We start from the raw sequence: 18003 nt of genomic DNA on the forward strand, positions 1-18003 counted from the left end.
CAGCATACATATGCCGAGTCCGCGCGAACGGATGGTCATTTCAGCCGTACTTCTGATTCGCGAGCGTGGTGCGCGCGCCACCGCCATCTCCGATGTGCTGCAACACAGCGGCGCACCGCGCGGGTCGGCCTACCACTACTTCCCGGGCGGACGCACTCAGTTGTTGTGTGAGGCCGTCGACTACGCCGGCGCGCATGTCGCAAAGATCATCGGTTCGGCGAACCGGAGTTTGGACCTGCTTGACACCCTCATCGATCAGTATCGTGAGCAGCTGCGCGCCACCGATTTTCGCGCTGGCTGCCCCGTCGCGGCGGTCTCGGTCGAAGCCGGCGAACCATCGGATCGGGAACGGATGGCTCCGGTGGTCGAGCACGCGGCAGCGGTGTTCGACCGCTGGTCGGATCTGATCGCGCAGCGGTTCGTCAGCGACGGCATACCCCTGGATAGCGCCCACGAGTTGGCGGTGACGGCGATGTCGACGCTGGAAGGCGCACTCCTGCTGGCTCGGGTGCGGCGTGACCTGACGCCGCTGGATGTTGTTCACCGCCAACTGCGCAGCATGCTGCTGGCGCAACGGCCGGAAGGGAATCGCAATGACCACAACTGACTGGCAGCCCACGGCCTGCATCCTGTGCGAATGCAATTGCGGCATCGTGGTACAGGTCGAGGATCGTACGTTGGCCCGCATTCGTGGCGACAAAGCGCATCCGGCGTCACGGGGGTACACCTGCAACAAGGCCTTGCGGCTGGACCACTATCAAAACAGCCGAGGCCGGCTGACGGCGCCGTTGCGGCGCCGCCCGGATGGGACCTACGAGGAGATCGACTGGGACCCCGCCATTGTCGAGATCGCCGAGGGGTTCAAGCGCATCCGGGATGTGCATGGCGGCGACAAGATCTTCTACTACGGCGGAGGGGGCCAGGGCAATCACCTCGGCGGTGTCTACAGTGGCGCCTTCCTGAAAGCCCTGGGCTCCCGCTACTGGTCAAATGCGTTGGCACAGGAGAAGACCGGGGAGGCGTGGATAGACGGGAAGCTCTACGGCGGTCATACCCGTGGTGAGTTCGAACACGCCGAGGTGTCGGTGTTCATCGGGAAGAACCCCTGGATGTCGCAAAGCTTCCCCAGGGCGCGGGTGGTGCTCAACGAGATCGCCAAAGATCCCGCCCGGTCGATGATCGTCATCGACCCTGTCGTCACCGACACCGCGAAGATGGCCGACTTTCACCTGCGGGTGCACCCCGGCGCCGACGCCTGGTGCGTCGCCGCATTGGCGGCGGTTCTGGTCCAGGAAAACCTCTGTAACGAAGCATTTCTCGCCGAGCATGTGCGCGGTGTGGAAGAAGTCCGGGAGGTCTTGGCTGAGGTGCCGGTCGCCGAGTTTGCGCAGCGTTGCGGGGTCGACGAGGAGTTGCTGCGCGCGGCCGCGCGGCGCATCGGCGGCGCCGCCAGCGTCGCGGTGTTCGAGGACCTCGGCGTCCAGCAGGCACCCAACAGCACGCTGGTTTCCTACCTGAACAAGATGCTGTGGATTCTCACCGGAAATTTCGCGAAAAAGGGCGGCCAGCACCTGCATTCGTCGTTCGCCCCGCTGTTCAGCATGACCTCCGGGCGCACCCCGGTCACCGGGGCACGGATCATCGCCGGACTGGTGCCGGCAACGTGGTTCCCGAGGAGATTCTCACCGACCACCCCGACCGATTCCGCGCCATGATCGTCGAGAGCGCCAATCCCGCTCACTCCCTGGCTGATTCGGCGGCCTGCCGGCAGGCGTTCGAGGCGCTGGAACTGATGGTGGTCATCGATGTGGCGATGACCGAGACCGCCAGGCTCGCCCACTACGTGCTACCGGCCGCTTCGCAATTCGAGAAGCCCGAAGCCACCTTCTTCAACCTGGAATTCCCGCACAACGCGGTGCATCTACGGCACCCACTGCTGGACCCGTTGCCGGGCACGTTGCCCGAACCCGAGATCTGGGCCCGGTTGGTGCGCGCCCTGGGTTTTGTCACCGACGATGATCTGCGGCCGCTGCGGGAGGCGGCGCAGCGGGGGCGTCAGGCGTACACCGAGGCGTTCCTGGTGGCGGTGGCCTCCAATCCGAGCGTGGCCAAACTGCTTCCCTATGTGCTCTACGAAACGCTGGGCCCCACCTTGCCCGACGGTATGGCCGGCGCCGCCGCGCTGTGGGGACTGGCGCAGAAGACGGCGATGACCTACCCGGATGCGGTTCGGCGGGCTGGGCACACCGACGGGAACGCGCTGTTCGACGCGATCCTCAACGGCCGCTCCGGGGTCACCTTCACCGCCCACAACTACGAGGACGACTTCGAACTCATCAATAACGACGATCACAAGATCGCACTGGGCATTCCCGAAATGCTGGACGAGATAAGGTCACTGGCCGACCTGAAGATGTCGTTGACCACCACAGAGCTGCCGATCGTGCTGTCGGTGGGCGAGCGTCGCGCCTACACCGCCAACGACATCTTCTGTGACCCGTCGTGGCGCAAACGCGACGCCGATGGCGCACTGCGTGTCAGCGTCGAGGATGCCCAGGCTCTCGGGCTTACCGACGGATGCCGGGCCCGGATCACCACCGCGGCCGGCGCCGCCGAGGCGACGGTGGAGGTCACCGAGGTGATGCTGCCCGGGCATGCCTCGCTGCCCAACGGTTTCGGCCTGGACTACGTCGACGGCGACGGCCGAACCGTTGTTCCAGGAGTCGCCCCGAACGCGCTCACCTCGACCAAATGGCGCGACCCCTACGCCGGGACGCCCCGGCACAAGCATGTGCCGGCCCGAATCGAGGCCTGCCGAGCAGACGCGTAATCGCATATCCAGCCGCGAAACCGTGCGAGTTTGTGTCTGCTCGCCGGGGTCAGGGGCTAGTTCCAGATCCTGACCCGGCTCTGCGGAGTCAGGAACAGCTCGTCGTCCTCGGTGACGTCAAACGCGTCATAGAACGCGTCCAGGTTGCGCACGACGCCATTGCACCGGAACTCCGGCGGGGAATGCGGGTCCACGGCGAGCCGCCGGATCGCCTCGGCGTCACGTGATTTGGTGCGCCACACCTGAGCCCAGCCGAAGAACACCCGTTGCACGCCGGTGAGACCGTCGATGACCGGAGCCCGCTTGCCCTGCAGCGAGAGCTGGTAGGCCAACAGGGCGATGGACAGTCCGCCCAGATCGCCGATGTTCTCACCCACGGTGAACGCGCCCTGGACATGCGGCGGGCCCTCGGAAGCCGCCAGATCCCGCGGCACGTAGGCCTCGTACTGGTCGATCAATGCCTTGGTCCGGTGTGCGAACTCGGTACGGTCGGCATCGGTCCACCAGTCGACCAGGTTGCCGTCGCCATCGTATTTGGCGCCCTGGTCGTCGAATCCGTGCCCGATCTCGTGTCCGATGACCGCGCCGATTCCCCCGTAGTTGGCGGCGTCATCGGCCTGCGCATCAAAGAACGGTGGCTGCAAAATCGCTGCCGGGAACACGATTTCGTTCATCCCGGGGTTGTAGTAGGCGTTGACGGTCTGCGGCGTCATGAACCACTCATCGTGGTCGACCGGGCCGCCGAGCTTGGCCAGCTCCCGGTCGTGGTCGACCGCGTAGCCGCGCCGGAAATTGCCGTAGAGGTCGCCGCGGTCGATCACCAACTTGGAGTAGTCGCGCCATCTGACGGGATAGCCGACCTTGGCGGTGAACTTGGCCAATTTGGTCAATGCCCGTTCGCGGGTCTGGGGGGTCATCCAGTCCAGGTCGGTGATGCTGACCCGGTAGGCCTCCCGCAGGTTGGCCACCAGCTTGTCGACGCGGTCCTTGGCATCCGGCGGGAAATGCCGTTGCACGTAGAGCTTGCCGACGGCGTCACCGGTCAGGCTCTCCACCAGCGCCACCGCCCGCTTCCAGCGGTCCCGAATCTGCTCGGCGCCGGTCAGCCTGCGGCCGTAGAACTCGAAGTCCTCGGCAACCAGGTCACTGGTCAGCCACGGAGCGCGGGCCCGGATCAACCGCCAGCGCGCCCAGCACTTCCAGTCTTCGAGGCTTTCGCTGGTCCACAGCGACGCGAAGGTCCGTAGGTAATCGGGTTGGCGCACCACCAGTTCGGCAACGGCGGCCGGGGTGGTGCCCACGGCGGTGACCCAGCCCCTCCAATCGAATCCCGACCCTTCGGTCTGCAGTTCGGCAAACGTGCGCAGGTTGTAGGTGAGTTCGGCATCGCGGCGTTTCACCACATCCCAGTGGGCCGCGGCCAGTTTGGCTTCCAGCGCCACGATGCGCGCCGCGACGTCGGCGTGGTCGGTGCTGTCGCCGCCGAACACCAGGCTGAACATCCGGGCGATGTGCCCGGGGTAGGCGGCCAGCACCGCGGCGTGGCGCTCCTCCCGAAACTAGGACTCGTCGGGCAGGCCGATGCCCGATTGGGAGAAGTGCATGAGATAGCGGGTCGAGTCCTTGGAATCGGTGTCGACGTACAGCCCGACGCCACCGCCCATCCCGGTGCGTTGCAGGGCCCCGATAGCCGCGGCCAGGGCGTCGCGATCGGCGGCGTCATCGATCGCGGTCACTTCGTCGTGCAGCGGCTGCAGGCCGACGCGCTCGACGGTCTCCTCGTCGAGGAAGCTGGCGTAGAGGTCACCGATGCGCTGCTCGTCGGTCCTGGTAGCGGCGCCCTGCTGACTGGCTTCGATGATCAGCTCGCGCACCTGCTCCTCGGCGCGGTCGAACAGGTGGCGAAATGCGCCGTCGGTCGCCCGGTCCGCGGGTATGTCGTATTCCTTCAACCAGCGACCATTGACGTGGCCGAACAAGTCGTCTTGCGGACGGGCATCAGGATCTACATGGCTCAGGTCGATACCCGAGCGAACAGCCGCATACGTCACCCCGCCATCTTTTCACCTCATTTCAAGTGCGACGATCGGGCCATGCCAGACGACGCCGCGGCCGATACCGCCAAAGACTCCGATCCGGATTCTGCAGACTCAGCGCCCGCCGCTACCGAGGGGGAGTCGTCCGGCGAAGGGATGTTCTCCAGCTATGGCGTCGGCTCGGCCTTCCTCGGCGTGCTGTCGGTGGCCGCGGTGGTGCTCGGTGTGCTGATCTGGATCGGCCACCGCGACGAAATCTCCGAGCGTGTCTACCTGACCCGTGTCATGCAGGCCGCCGCCGAATGGACGGATGTGCTGATCAACATGAACGCCGGCAACATCGACTCCAGCCTGCAGCAGCTGCACGACGGCACGGTCGGACAGCTCAACACCGACTTCGACGCGGCCGTGCAGCCCTACCGGCAGGTGGTGGAGAAGTTGCAGACACACAGCAGCGGCCGGATCGAGGCGGTGGCGATCGAAACGGTGCACCGCGATCTGGACACCCGGCCCGGTACCGCTCGGCCGGTGGTGACCACCAAGCTGCCGCCGTTTGCCAGCAGAACAGACTCGGTGCTGCTGGTGGCGACATCGGTCGCCGAGAACGCCGGCGTCAAGCCGCAGACGGTGCATTGGAGCCTGCGGGTGGAAGTCTCCGATGTCGACGGCAAGCTGTTGGTCTCCGGGCTGGCTTCGATCCGATGAGAAACGCATGGCGGCTTGCCGCATTCGACATCTTGGCCCCGCTGGTCGCGATCGCGGCGCTGGTCATGATCGGTTTCATCCTGGGCTGGCCGTGGTGGTGGATATCGGCGTGCTCGGTCCTGGTCCTGTTGGTCCTGGAAGGGGTGGCCGTCAATTTTTGGCTGTTCCGCCGCGATGCGGTCACTGTAGGCACCGACGACGAGGCGCCCGGGCTGCGCCTGGCGGTGGTCTTTTTGTGCACTGCTGCGTTGGTGGCCGCGGTGCTGACCGGATACACCCACTGGACGTCCCCCGACCGCGACTTCAACCGGGACTCGCGAAGGGTGGTCGCGATCGCCACCGGAATGGCCGAGGCGGTGGCCTCCTTCTCGCCGGGTGCGCCCAACGCGTCAGCCGACCGGGCCGCCGCGATGATGGTGCCCGAGCGGGTCGCGGAGTTCAAAGCGCAGTACGCCAAATCCAGCGCCGATCTGGTGCAACACAAGATCACCGCCCAGGCCGACACGCTGTCGGCCGGGGCTGAGGCGCTGGGGCCGTCGGCGGCCAGTGTCGCGGTGATTCTGCGGGTGACCCAGAACTCGCCCGGTCAACCGCCCAGTCAGGCCGCGCCCGCGTTGCGGGTGAGTTTGACCAAGCGCGGCAACGATTGGCTGGTGCTCGACGTGGTGCCGATCAACTCCCGCTAGCCGCGTCCTGGTCGGAGTCGGCCGCGCGGGTGTTCTTGACCCGCACGAACCGGTCGGACAGGCGACGCATCCGGATCATCAGCGAAGCCGACGGGCTCACGCTGCCGTCCAGGTAGGCGGCCAGGTCCTCGGGCGAAACGCCGATGCGGGACGCGAATTCCTGTTGGCCCAGACCCGATCGATCCATCAGCAGCTTGACGTGACGGGCGACCTCGGCGCGCTCATTGGCTTCCAGATGGGCTCGGGCCCGGTCCAGCACCTCCCACAGCGCTTTGGAGATGCCAATCGGCCGGGCTCCGCCGAGGACCTCTTCCACCTGGCGCGCGGTGCGACCGTAGGGGTCGCGCTTGAGCGCGGCGGCGATGCGCTTCCAGGTGGCGATATCGCCGCTCTGTAGCGCGGAATGGATGGCTGCCGTCGGCCAAAATTCCACCGGCTGGTCAACGAAGTGCTCGCGGTTGTCACCATCGGGGCGGTGCGGCGGCTGTACTTGCGCAGGTTTCCGCTGGTCGGTTGCCAACGTCACCTCGCCTCCTCCAACATGGCTACTGCCACCGCCAGACAGCGTTGCCGGACTTCCTCCCAGTCTGCCTTGTCATCGGGTTGGGGCCACTCAACGTCGACATCAGACGGATGCGGATCCGCAAGACGCCGAACCAGCTGGGTGGCGATCCATTGCCGCCTTGGCGGTTGACAACAGTAGTACCTGTCCATCCCCGCCAGTACGACGGCCGCGGTCTCGGGTTCCATCGCTTCGACCATGTCTGCAAGTTCGGCGTAATCCCGGCTGCTGTTACGGCTCATGATCAGGTAGCCCTTGAGACGCAACGTTTCGGCCCCGGTCGGGATCAGCAGCCGGTCCCCGGTGGGGAATTGGACGTTGGTGGTTTCCACCGGGCTGCGCCGCCGGTAGCTGGGCTCTCGCCCGCTGCCCGGGCCGGCCCGCCGCTCGGAGGCGTTGGTTTCCAGCGCGTCCAGTGCGATCGAGAGCCGCCCGCGCCACACGGTGACCGGATGGACCGGGCGCTCCGCCCACGACATCGCGCGCGCGATGCCGCTGCGGTAGGCCAGGCCGACGGCCTTTCGCGCGGCCGACTGCCCGTTGGAACCGTTCTTGGCCTCAGCGGCACCGCCCGGTCCCGCGGTGTCGGTGCCGCCGGCCAGGTTGAGGCCGTCCTTGACGAGCTCGGGAATCCGCTCCGGCCCCTTGCCGACCCGCTCACAGCCGGTGAATGCGAGGGGGTCCGCCACGCAGATGGTGTCGGGTGCCAGCTGCTTGAGCTTGGCCGCCGACTTGAGCACCATGCGCAAGTCGGCGCCAGGCGGAATCGTCGCGGCGATGTCCTCGGGAATGACCACGACGTCAGCGAGGTCGACCTCGGGCAACGGCCGGTCAAAGTCCACCGACGGCAGGATCCGGCCCAGCCATCTGGGCAACCACCAGTTCCACTGCGAGAACATCGCCATCAGGGCCGGCACCATGATCAGCCGCACGATCGTGGCGTCCACCGCGATCGCGACGGCGCAGGCGACGCCGATCTCGGCCACCAGCGGCATGCCGGCGAAGGCGAATCCGCAGAACACCGCGATCATGATCAGCGCCGCACTGGTGATGGTGCGTGCGCTGGTGCTCACGCCGTAGGCCACCGCGTCGCGGGTCCGGCCGGTGTGCAGGAAGCGTTCCCGGATTCGGGTGAGCAGGAAGATCTCGTAGTCCATGGACAGCCCGAAGGTCATCGCCAGGACCAGCGGCGGCACCGTGGAGTCGATGGAGGTCAGCTGGGGAAGCCGAGCCGTTCCCCCAGCCCCATTGGAACACCATGACCAGGCTGCCGTAGGCCGCCGCCACCGACAGCAAGGTCATCAGCACGCCCTTGAGCGCCAGCAGCACCGAATGGATCGAGATCAACAGCATCACGAAGGCGATCAGCGCGACGAAGGCCAGCACCAGCGGCTCGGTCGCCGACACCCGGTCATCGAAATCCTTGATCAGCGCGGTCGATCCGCCGACGTCGACTTGGGCGCCGCCGGCAACCTGCGGTAGCTCGCTGCGCATCCAGTCGACGGTGTGGCGGGCACCCATGTCCTCGGGATCCACCCACAGCACCGCGCTCAGCAGCGCGCTGTCGTTGTCCTCGGCGAATTTCGGCGGTGCCACCGTGGTGACGTTGGGACCTTGGGCCATCCGCTGGCGGACCGCGCCGACCGTCTGGCTGTGTGCGGGCGTGGAGGCGCCGCCGTCGGGGAACTTGATCAGCACCTGGACCGGACCCAGCGCGCCCGGCCCCAGGGCCTGGGCCGCCGCGGACACCCCGGCGCGGATCTCGTGCGAGGAATCGAACTGGCGTAACAGGCTGTTGCCCAGTACCATCGACGCCGCCGGTGCCGCCATCAGCAGCAGCACGACCGAAGCCGACAACGCGGTGATCCAGGGCCGGTGCATCACCCAGCCCACCCAGCGGGTCCAGAACCGGGACTGGGTGCTTTCCGGCCGGCGCGACCAATGCAGCAGGGCCGACCTCTTGGCGGCGGCCCGGGCAAAGGTGGCCAGCACCGCGGGCGTCAGGGTGGCCGATGTCAGCATGGCGACGGCCACCGCGAGGATCGCCCCGGTGGCCATGGATCGCAGCGCCGGTGTGTTGATCAGGTAGATACCGCTGAGCGAGGCGACGACGGTCATGCCGGACAGCACCACCGCCAGCCCGGACGTGGCCATGGCGGCGTCCACCGCCTCCTGGGGCTGACGGCCGGAGCGCAACTCCTCGCGGAAACGCATCAAGATGAACAGCGAGTAGTCGACGGCCAGCGCGATGCCGAACATCGACACCGTCGACGTCACGAACACCGACATCGTGGTGTGCATCGACAGCAGGTAGACCAGGCCCATCGTGACCACGACGGTGCAGATCCCCAGCGCCAGCGGGATGGCCGCGGCGGTCAGCGAGCCGAACACCGCCAACAAGACGATCAGGATGATGGGCAGGTTCCAGCGTTCCGCGGCGGCGATGTCGTGCTTGGTGTTCGCCGCCGCAGCGGCGCTGAGCGCACCCTGGCCGATGACGTAGAGCCGTACCCGGCCATCCGCCGTCTGTCCCGGTTTGTCGCCTTCCACGCCGACTCGCGCGCGCAGCTTCTTGGCGAGGTCGCTGGTGCCCGCGTTGCGGGCGTCCAGGCGCAGCGACACCACGTAGGGCCGATCGGGTTGCCGGGGCCGCTGGGTGGGGTCGGGCACCTCCGAGACCCCGGGAAATTCGCCGGCAATTCGTCTCAGTTGCGCGACCGCGTCGGTGATGTCCTGGTAGCTGGCATCCGGGCGCGGGGTCGCCACCAGGGCCAGCGAGGATGCCCCCTGGTCGGGGTATTGCGCCTCGAGCACATCGTGTACCCGAAGTGACTGGGACCCGGCGACCTCGAAGCCGCCACCGGTGAGATTCCCTGACTGAGTCAGCGCCAGATAGATTGCCGGGACCAGAGCCAGCATCCATCCGGTGAACACCAACCAGCGGAATCTGCGCAGGTTGCGGCTCAGGCGCATCATGAACTGCTGGATGTCGGACTCCCCGTAATTCTCACGCGACGCGTTGCTCGCGAGCCTACCGCAGACAAATGTGGAGTAGGTCCGTTTATTGGTTGCTGAGCTGCAACGATGCCGACACTGCCAGGACGCTCGGAAGACACTGTGAAGTTCACCGGGTGGCCGCAGGGCCGCGGCGCGAGTTGGCGGTGCCCGCGCCGGAGATGGCAGTATGGCTGATGTCCACGCGGGGGACTTGGGTCGATCCGAGTACCAACCCGGGACAGTCCAGACAGATCGCGACGGAATGCGTCGCTGATCGCCGCCACTGGCGTGGCAAGGGAATTCGTACGTTATGCAATCCATGAGGAGTTATCCATGAAGTCAGGCAATGCGACAAAGCGCCGCGGGCTGTTCGCCGCATTGGTCGCCGTCGGGCTGCCGGGCCTCGCGCTCGTGACGGTGGCAGAGCCGGCGGCCACCGGTGCTACCGATCCATGTGCCGCCAGTGAAGTGGCCAGAACGATCGGTTCGGTCGCCAAGCAGACGGGCGATTACCTGGACTCGCATCCGGAGACCAATCAGGCGATGACCGCGGCCTTCCAGGGCTCCGCGGGCCCGCAATCGTTCGGATCGCTGAAGAGCTATCTGGAGAAGAATCCCAAAGTCGCCAGCGACCTGCAGTCGCTGTCGCAGCCGCTGACCAATCTCTCAACGCAGTGCCGGCTGCCGATCACGCTGTCGCAGGCGGTGGGGCTGGCGCAGGCGGCCCAAGATGGCGGTGCTTTGTCGGGACTACCGGCCGTTGGGCTGCCGCTGACGCCGGGGAATCTGCCCGTGGCGGCGGGCCCGCTGCCCGGGCCGGCGCCGGCGAACCGCGCCGGCTGAGCTAGCCGACGCGTCCGGGGTTGCCCTCGCACCCGCGGTCGGGGGGCGGTAGCGGACCTTGCAGGGCCGTTTCGGCCGGGTCCTCGTACAGTTCGCCCGGGATGGGGATGACGATCGCCAGATTTGGGTCGGTTGGCGGGTCGCCAGCGTCGGAATCGGCGGCCTTCTCGGTGCGGAACATGAAGAAGAACACCACCCAGCCGATCGCGGCGATGAACAACCAGCTGATCAGCCGATAGATCAGCATCGCGGAGATGGCGTTGGGCAGGGCCATGCCGCTGGATACCAAACCAGGCACCAGCACGGCCTCGACCACCAACAGTCCACCCGGCATCAACGGGATGGTGCCCACCGCGCGGGCCGCCGCATAGGCAACGGTCAACCCGGCGACCGACGCGTGGTCGCCCGCGGCGTATGCGGCGAAGCCCAGACACGCGACGTCGGCGATCCAGTTGAAAAGCGACCAGCTAAATGCCACTCCCAAATCGCGCCGGCTCAGGCTCACCGACTCGAGTTGCATGAGAATCTGACGCCACTTCTCCATGCCGGTCGCGGCCGGCCGGCCGCGGATCGAGTTGACCCACGCCAGCACCCGGCGGCCGATTCCCTCGAGCAACTCCGGACGTGAGGCCACCGCCTGGGCAAGCAGCAGCAACGCGATGAACCCGCCCAGGGTGAACAGCAGTGAGAACGGGTTGTTCTTGGCGCCCAGGAAAAAGGCACCACCCAGGCCGAGCAGTGCCAGGCCCACCGCCTGCAGCACTCCCGACATCACCAGCTGCCACGACGCCACCACCGTAGAGGCGCCCCAAATGCGTTGCTGGCGCAGCAGGAACGTGGCCGACAACACCGGACCGCCGGGGAGGGTGGTGCTCAGCGAGTTGGCGGCGTAGAACGCGGCTTCGGACCGAAGTTGGCGGACGTGCACACCCGCGGACTTCAGCAGGGTGCGCTGGATTTGCGCGAAACTGTGCATCGACGCCGCCGCGGCCACCATCGCCGCGAGCAGCCACCACCACTTGGCCTGATACATGCTCATCCAGGCTTTGGCCAGCTGGTCCCAGCCCAGCGCCACCTCGACGGCAAGCACGATCGCGACGATGCCGAGCACGGCCCACCGCAGCCACCAGTACTTGCCACGGGGTGCCTCCGTCCCGCGAGCGCGGGGCAGCGCCCCCACACGCTGGCGGAGTTTGCGGACGGGGGCGTCAAACGACATCGAATAAGGGTAACCGCGCAGGTGATGCCACGATCGCCGCACGTCACTGACCGTGTCTGCCTCGTTCTGGGGTCGTGACCGGATCGTGGTGGCGGTGGCAGCCCGAAGCGCCGCGGGCGCCCGCGATCAGCTCGGGGGAATTTGCGGGAGAGCCGGGTCCGGCGCCCGGTTAGGCTTGCCGGATGTCGGCGAGCCTCGACGATGCCTCGGTAGCCCCGCTGGTCCGCAAGACGGCGGCCTGGTCATGGCGCTTACTTGTCATCCTGGCCGCTCTGGTGGCCCTCTTGCTGGTGATCAAGAAGCTCGAAATCATTGTCGTGCCGGTGCTGCTGGCGCTGATGCTCAGCGCATTGCTGGTGCCGGTGGTGGACTGGCTGGACGCCAGGGGGCTGCCACGTGGTGCCGCGGTGTCGCTGGTCTTGCTGGGCGGGTTTTCCATCCTCGGCGGCATCCTGACGTTCGTCATCAGCCAGTTCATCGTTGGTCTGCCCGATCTGGCCTACCAGGTGGAGCACAGCATCGACTCCAGCCGCAAATGGCTGATCGAGGGGCCGCCGCACCTGCGCCGTGAACAGATAGACAACGCGGGCAACGCCGCGATCGAAGCGCTGCACAACAACCAGGCGAAGTTGACCAGCGGCGCGATCTCCACCGCGGCCACCATCACCGAACTGCTGACCGCCGCGGTGCTGGTGTTGTTCACGCTGATTTTTTTCCTCTACGGCGGCCGCAACATCTGGCAGTACGTCGCCAAGATCATCCCGGCCCATGTCCGTGACCGCGCGATGGCGGCCGGACGCGCGGGCTATGGGTCACTGATCGGGTATGTGCGGGCCACCTTCCTGGTGGCCCTGACCGACGCGGCCGGCGTGGGGACAGGGTTGGCGGTTATGGGTGTTCCGCTCGCCCTGCCGCTGGCCTCCATCGTGTTCCTGGGCGCGTTCATCCCGCTGATCGGTGCGTTGATCTCCGGCTTGCTGGCGGTGGTGGTTGCCTTGCTGGCCAAGGGGCTGGTGTATGCCCTGCTCACACTGGCCTTGCTGATTGCCGTCAATCAACTCGAGGCGCATTTGCTTCAGCCCCTGGTCATGGGCCGCGCGGTCTCGATTCACCCGCTGGGTGTGGTGCTGGCCATTTCCACCGGCGGCGTGCTGGCCGGGATCGTCGGTGCTTTGCTGGCGGTCCCCACCGTCGCATTCCTCAACAATGCGATGCGGGTGTTGTTGGCCGAGGATCCGATCGCGGAAGCGCAGCAGCAGGACCAGGATCCGCTGGCCCTCATCGCGGCGCAACCCGACGAGCCCGACGAGGGTACTGAGGCCGAAGCCGGCGCTGACCAAACTCGCGCTTAGGCGGTCGCGTAGAACCGCTGGCCGTACCCGCAGCGCCCGGTTGCGGGCGCCGGGGCGTTGCTACAGGCGTCCCTCACGACGCAGCAGATCCTGGGCGCTGAGCCCGCCGGCCCCGCCCGCTCCGCGGCGGCGTGGCCGCGGATTCTCGCCGCCGTCTGGTTGCCCACCGCGCGCATTCAGCTGCTCGGTGGCGGCCTCCGTGTCGGTCCCTTCCGGGCGCTGGATCGGTAGCGCGGCCGTTGGATCGGCCGGGTCGCCGCCGGTGTCGCTGGAACGGTTTGTCGGAATCTGCATGGCTCGCGTCTGACCGGCGGATGGCGCCGGCGGCGGGGCCGGTGCGGGAGGCGCCGGCGTGGTGGGCCGGGTCTGCGCCGGTGGAGCCGGATTGCTGGATCCGCGAGCGGGTGGCGCCCCCGGTGCCGTGAGCCGGGTGGTCGGGGGGTCGCTTGGCTGGCTGGCCCTGGTCTGGATCTCTTTGGTGCCGGCGCTGGACGGACCGCTCTGGGCCGACCCGAGCTCAGTTCGCGCGGGCCCGCCCGAACGGGACGGCCGAGCCGCCTCGGGGGCCGACGGGTGGGTGGGGTCATGCGGTGCGCGGGCCGTGGCCGCGGCCAGGGCGGCCTTGACGGGTGGGCGGGCGCTGCCGTTGTTGGCCGGGCGCTTCCGCTCGTCGGGCAACTGGATCTCGCCGAGCCCGATGCGGGTCTGCAGGCGGCGCATCCAGCGCGGCGCCCACCAACAATCATCGCCGAGCAATTTCATCACCGACGGCACCAGGAACATCCGGACCACGGTCGCATCCAGCAGCAACGCCGCCATCAGCCCGAACGCCAGATACTTCATCATCACCAGGTCGGAGAACACGAACGAGCCGGCGACCACGGCGAGCACCAGTGCGGCGCCGGTGATGAGGCGACCGGTGGTTGCCGTGCCGATCCGGATCGCCTCCTGAGTCGACATGCCGTTTTCGCGCGCCTCGACCATGCGGGATACCAAGAACACCTCATAGTCGGTGGCGAGGCCGTATCCGACCGCCACCACCAGTGCGATGACGGGCGCGGTCAGCGGGGTGGCGGTGAAGTTCAGTACGCCCGACCCGTGTCCGTCGACGAAGATCCAGGTCAGGATGCCCATCGTGGACCCGAGCGTCAGCGCGCTCATCACCGCCGCCTTGATTGGCAGCACCACCGAACCGAACGCCAGGAACATCAACAGCGTGGTGGTCGTGAGCAGGATGACCAGCATCGCCGGCATGTTCTCGAACAGGCTGTGAATCGAATCCTGTTCCAGCGCCGGGGTCCCGCCGACAAATATCTCGAGGCCCTTGGGAGGTGTGATCGCGCGTAGCTCCGCGAGTTTGGTGGGCGCGTCACCCGGGTTGATCAACCCGTTCTGTAGGACCCGGACCGACGGATCCTTGGATCCACCGGGCGCATAGCTGCGCTCCTGCCACATACTGTCCGCGTCATTGTCCTGGTCGATGAACCCGCTGATCGACATCGCCTTGCTGCGAATATCGGCAATCTGCTGGTCGGTGACCGGCTGATTGTTGGTCGATTTGATCACCAGGGTCAGCGGATTGGTGCGGTATCCCGGGAAGAGTTGGTCGAAGTGTTCCTGCGACTGGCGCACCGCATTGTTGGGTGGCAGATACTTCTCGCTCATGCCGCCCAGCGACAGGTTGAACAGCGGGATGACCAGCAGGATCATGCCGAGGACGATCGGGATGGCGAACACCAGCGGGCGGCGCATCACCCGGTTGGTGAGGTTGCCCCAGAAGCCGGCCTCGACCTCTTCGCGGGTCTTGGTCTTCTGCAGCCGGTCGGCCAGCCAGTTCAGGTAGGCCCGCGACACCTTCCAGTTCCGCAGGAACGGCACCCGGAACGCGGTCCGGACGCCGAGCGCGTCGACGTGCCTGCCCAGCACGCCCAGGCACGCAGGCAGCAGTGTGATCGACAGCAGGGCGGCCAGGCCGACCGCGGCTAGCAGGGCGTAGGTCAGCGATTTCACGAAGCCCTGGGGCAACATCAGCAGGCTCGCCCCCGAGGCCATGATCAGGACCGCGGAAAAGGCCACCGTGCGCCCGGCCGTCATCACCGTTCGGCGTACCGCCGTCTCGGTGTCATAGCCTTCGGCGATCTCTTCTCGGAACCGGCTGACCACGAACAGCCCGTAGTCCACCGCGATACCCAGACCGATCAGGGAGACGACGGGTTGGGCGAAGAAGTGCACCGGCCCGAACACCGCCACCAGCCGCAGGATGCCCAGGGCGCCCGCGATGCTCAGCCCGCCCACCATCACCGGGAGGCAGGCCGCCACCGCGCCACCGAAGACCAGGAACAGCACCACGGCCACCAACGGCAGGGCCAGCACTTCCATCCGGCGCTGGTCGGTGGCGATGGTGCCGGTCAACCCCTCGGCCACCGGCTCGAGGCCGGCGAGCTGGACCGTGCCGCCGTCGAGCTTCTGCAGCGACGGCGCGATGTCCTTGTAGTTGTTGAGGATGGTGTCGTCGTCGTCGCCCTTGAGTGGGATGGAGACGAACGTGTACTCCTTGTCATCGGTGGCCATGCCCTTGATGACCGGGCTGGTGCTGTCCGGTGCCCTGAGGTAGCCGGCCCAACCCAGCACCTGATCAGGGTGGTCTTTCACAAACTGGTTCAGCTGGTCGGTGATTTTCTTCGACCACGCCGGGTCATTGACGGTTTTGCCGTCCGGGGCCTTGAAGACCGCGACGATGTGGCCGGTTCGGTCGCGGCCGTAGACCTCGTCGCCAAGGATCGAGGCCGTCACAGATTGACTGCCCTCGTCGTAGAAACCACTCTGCGTGACGTGCTTACCCAGGCTCAGCCCGAAGACGCCGCCGCCGAGGCATAGTGCCACCGTGACACCGATTACGATGAATCGGTAGCGGTACACAGTTCGACCCCACCAGGCGAACACGTGAGCTCCTTACTGGATCGTTAACGACCCGCGCATTGCTCTGCTTTGCTTCGCAGCGCTTTTCGATTGTCGGTGAGACGTGGCCTTTTCACACACACGCGATTCTCACGCCCGCGAGTTCAGCAGCGAGGACAGCGGCCGGAACGGCTGCAGCCAAGCTCCCTGCTCAGGCAGCGAATCGAGGCCGATTCGCGGGAGCGGCTCGCGGAAAACACCAGCAATGTCCTCCAGGTCGACAAACTCTAAGGTATCCGACGCTAGCGCCCAACTGGCGTGTTCACGAAATCCGAGCACCTGAACAGGGGTTCCGGCTCGCGAAATCTTTTCCAGCGGCTGCCGGAATGCCTGGCCATCCGCGGAGGCAACTACCAGCGCCGCGAGTCCCTTCCGGTACCGCTGATCGATGTGCTCGAGCATGTCACGGTCGACGTCGCTGTCCTCGTCGATCTTGGGCTTGGCGAAGACCGCGAATCCGACGTTGCGTAGCGCGTCCACCCATGGGCGAACCACTTCGGCGCTCCCGGGCGCGATATTGGTGAAGACGGTTGCTTCGGGTTCGACCCTGACGTCCGGGCCGTCCGGTGCCGTGGCGGACACCTGCGTCGTGCGGGCCAACAACCAGCGCCCGAGTGCGTCGAACCGGGGTCTTTCCAGCGCAGTCGGCCGTCGCCCGAGGATGGAACCCAGCCCCATGTCCAGGTTCGGGGCATCCCACACCAACAGGACCCGGCCCGCCGGCGCCGCGGAGCCGGACAGGCCGTCGCGCGACAAATCTCCGGCCACCATCGGCGGCTCCGCCACAGGATCGGACCCTTGTGTGGTCACATCTTCGGTCAGGCTCATTTGCTCATCTAATTTCAGGTTTCCCTATCGGCCACGTCTAACGCTGCTTTTTCCATATCAACTCGTTAATGCTGCTGCCCGCGTTATGGGCTTTCATCTCGTACTTGGTGGTCGGACGGACCACCGAGACGGGAAGCGAATCGACGCCCGGATCCACTCGTGCCAGCGCTGGCTCGGCATCGCCGGCGGCGATGATGTGCTCGGCGTAGCCGGGATGGTCGGTTGCCGCGTGAAAAACACCTCCAGGGAGTAGCCGGTCGGCGATCAGGGCAACCGTGCTGGGCTGTATCAGCCGGCGCTTGTGATGGCGCGCCTTGGGCCAGGGATCGGGGAAGAAGACGCGCACTCCGGTCAAGGATTCCGGGGCGATCAGATCGCGCAGCACGTCGATCCCGTTACCGCGGATCAACCGGATGTTGATTCGCTGCAGGTCCGCCCGGTCGATCGCGCAGAGCAGTTGCGCCAGCCCCCGGCGATAGACCTCCACCGCGATCACATCGACGTTGGGCTCGGCCTGCGCCATCGCCAGCGTCGAGGTGCCGCTGCCGCAGCCGATTTCCAGCACCACCGGTGCCTCCCGGCCGAACCAGGCCCGGGCGTCGATGGGGTCGATGGGCTCATGGCCGCGTGCCGATGGCTGGGAGTGTGCCGTTGCCTGCCGGCCCAGCTGCGGCCATCGCCGCTCCCAGGTCTGCTGCTGGATGCTCGACAGTGCCGAATGGCGCGAACGAAAGGCGGTCGGGGGAAGATAGCCCCACGCGCTCTTCTCGGCCTCTGGCTCGTCCGCCGGGCCTGACCCCGTGCCGGTCGAAGACGACGTGTCGGACTGGAGCCCCACCCCGGGCTGGACATGCATTGGTCCATCGTGGCGCATGAAGCCCGGCCGTAGCCGCTCCTGGTCCAGATTGATACCCAACAGTTGTCTTCGGGTGGTAGCGGCCGGCACATCTCTAACTAGTTGTGACTCGCGCCGTCGCGCCGCAACTG

General features: G+C 66.7%; 10 protein-coding genes and 3 pseudogenes. 6 read left to right on the forward strand and 7 right to left on the reverse strand.

Going from position 1 to position 18003, the window contains the following annotated elements; translation table 11 throughout:
- Positions 1-10: 10 nt before the first annotated feature.
- Positions 11-607 carry a TetR/AcrR family transcriptional regulator gene (locus tag CKW46_RS04490; protein ID WP_041298667.1) on the forward strand — a complete coding sequence of 199 codons (597 nt, stop codon included), beginning with the start codon at positions 11-13 and terminating at the stop codon, positions 605-607.
- Positions 594-2830 (forward strand): annotated as a pseudogene (locus CKW46_RS04495) (molybdopterin-dependent oxidoreductase). Before CKW46_RS04490 ends, CKW46_RS04495 begins: the two are co-directional and overlap by 14 nt.
- A 56-nt stretch (positions 2831-2886) precedes the next feature.
- Here CKW46_RS04495 and CKW46_RS04500 read toward each other — a convergent pair.
- A pseudogene (locus tag CKW46_RS04500) lies at positions 2887-4881 on the reverse strand (M13 family metallopeptidase).
- Between the two features lie 42 nt (positions 4882-4923).
- Between CKW46_RS04500 and CKW46_RS04505 the strand changes: the two are divergent.
- Positions 4924-5571 carry a hypothetical protein gene (locus CKW46_RS04505; protein ID WP_012392416.1) on the forward strand — a complete coding sequence of 216 codons (648 nt, stop codon included), beginning with the start codon at positions 4924-4926 and terminating at the stop codon, positions 5569-5571.
- Complete coding sequence (locus CKW46_RS04510) at positions 5568-6257, forward strand: hypothetical protein (RefSeq protein ID WP_482052878.1); 690 nt, start codon at positions 5568-5570, stop codon at positions 6255-6257. Before CKW46_RS04505 ends, CKW46_RS04510 begins: the two co-directional genes overlap by 4 nt.
- Here the strand turns inward: CKW46_RS04510 and CKW46_RS04515 are convergent.
- Both CKW46_RS04515 and CKW46_RS04520 read right to left on the reverse strand, forming a co-directional pair.
- The gene (locus CKW46_RS04515; protein ID WP_482052879.1) at positions 6244-6783 is read right to left on the reverse strand and encodes a helix-turn-helix domain-containing protein; all 540 of its coding nucleotides are present in this window, start codon (positions 6781-6783) and stop codon (positions 6244-6246) included. The genes CKW46_RS04510 and CKW46_RS04515 overlap by 14 nt on opposite strands.
- Positions 6780-9795, reverse strand: a pseudogene (locus CKW46_RS04520) (MMPL family transporter). Before CKW46_RS04520 ends, CKW46_RS04515 begins: the two are co-directional and overlap by 4 nt.
- 354 nt (positions 9796-10149) lie before the next feature.
- Here CKW46_RS04520 and CKW46_RS04525 point away from each other — a divergent pair.
- Positions 10150-10659: a hemophore gene (locus CKW46_RS04525; RefSeq protein WP_015354198.1), complete on the forward strand. Its 510-nt coding sequence runs from the start codon at positions 10150-10152 to the stop codon at positions 10657-10659.
- Between the two features lies 1 nt (position 10660).
- Here CKW46_RS04525 and CKW46_RS04530 read toward each other — a convergent pair whose 3' ends face one another.
- A complete protein-coding gene (locus CKW46_RS04530) occupies positions 10661-11878 on the reverse strand; it encodes a lysylphosphatidylglycerol synthase transmembrane domain-containing protein (protein ID WP_015354199.1) in 1218 nt (405 codons plus the stop codon).
- A 182-nt stretch (positions 11879-12060) separates the two neighbouring features.
- Between CKW46_RS04530 and CKW46_RS04535 the strand changes: the two genes are divergently transcribed.
- Positions 12061-13230, forward strand: coding sequence for an AI-2E family transporter (locus tag CKW46_RS04535; protein WP_015354200.1), 1170 nt, complete (start codon positions 12061-12063; stop codon positions 13228-13230).
- Between the two features lie 60 nt (positions 13231-13290).
- Here CKW46_RS04535 and mmpL3 read toward each other — a convergent pair whose 3' ends face one another.
- The 3 genes from mmpL3 to trmB all read right to left on the reverse strand — a co-directional run bounded on the left by mmpL3 (position 13291) and on the right by trmB (position 17890).
- Positions 13291-16173 carry a trehalose monomycolate exporter MmpL3 gene (mmpL3, locus tag CKW46_RS04540; protein WP_015354201.1) on the reverse strand — a complete coding sequence of 961 codons (2883 nt, stop codon included), beginning with the start codon at positions 16171-16173 and terminating at the stop codon, positions 13291-13293.
- 105 nt (positions 16174-16278) lie between these two features.
- Positions 16279-17016: an NYN domain-containing protein gene (locus tag CKW46_RS04545; RefSeq protein WP_482052881.1), complete on the reverse strand. Its 738-nt coding sequence runs from the start codon at positions 17014-17016 to the stop codon at positions 16279-16281.
- 37 nt (positions 17017-17053) lie between these two features.
- The gene (gene trmB, locus CKW46_RS04550; RefSeq protein WP_174524075.1) at positions 17054-17890 is read right to left on the reverse strand and encodes a tRNA (guanosine(46)-N7)-methyltransferase TrmB; all 837 of its coding nucleotides are present in this window, start codon (positions 17888-17890) and stop codon (positions 17054-17056) included.
- Between the last annotated feature and the right edge of the window lie 113 nt (positions 17891-18003).

Source organism: Mycobacterium liflandii (assembly GCF_022354805.1).
Taxonomy (GTDB): Bacteria; Actinomycetota; Actinomycetes; order Mycobacteriales; family Mycobacteriaceae; genus Mycobacterium; species Mycobacterium marinum.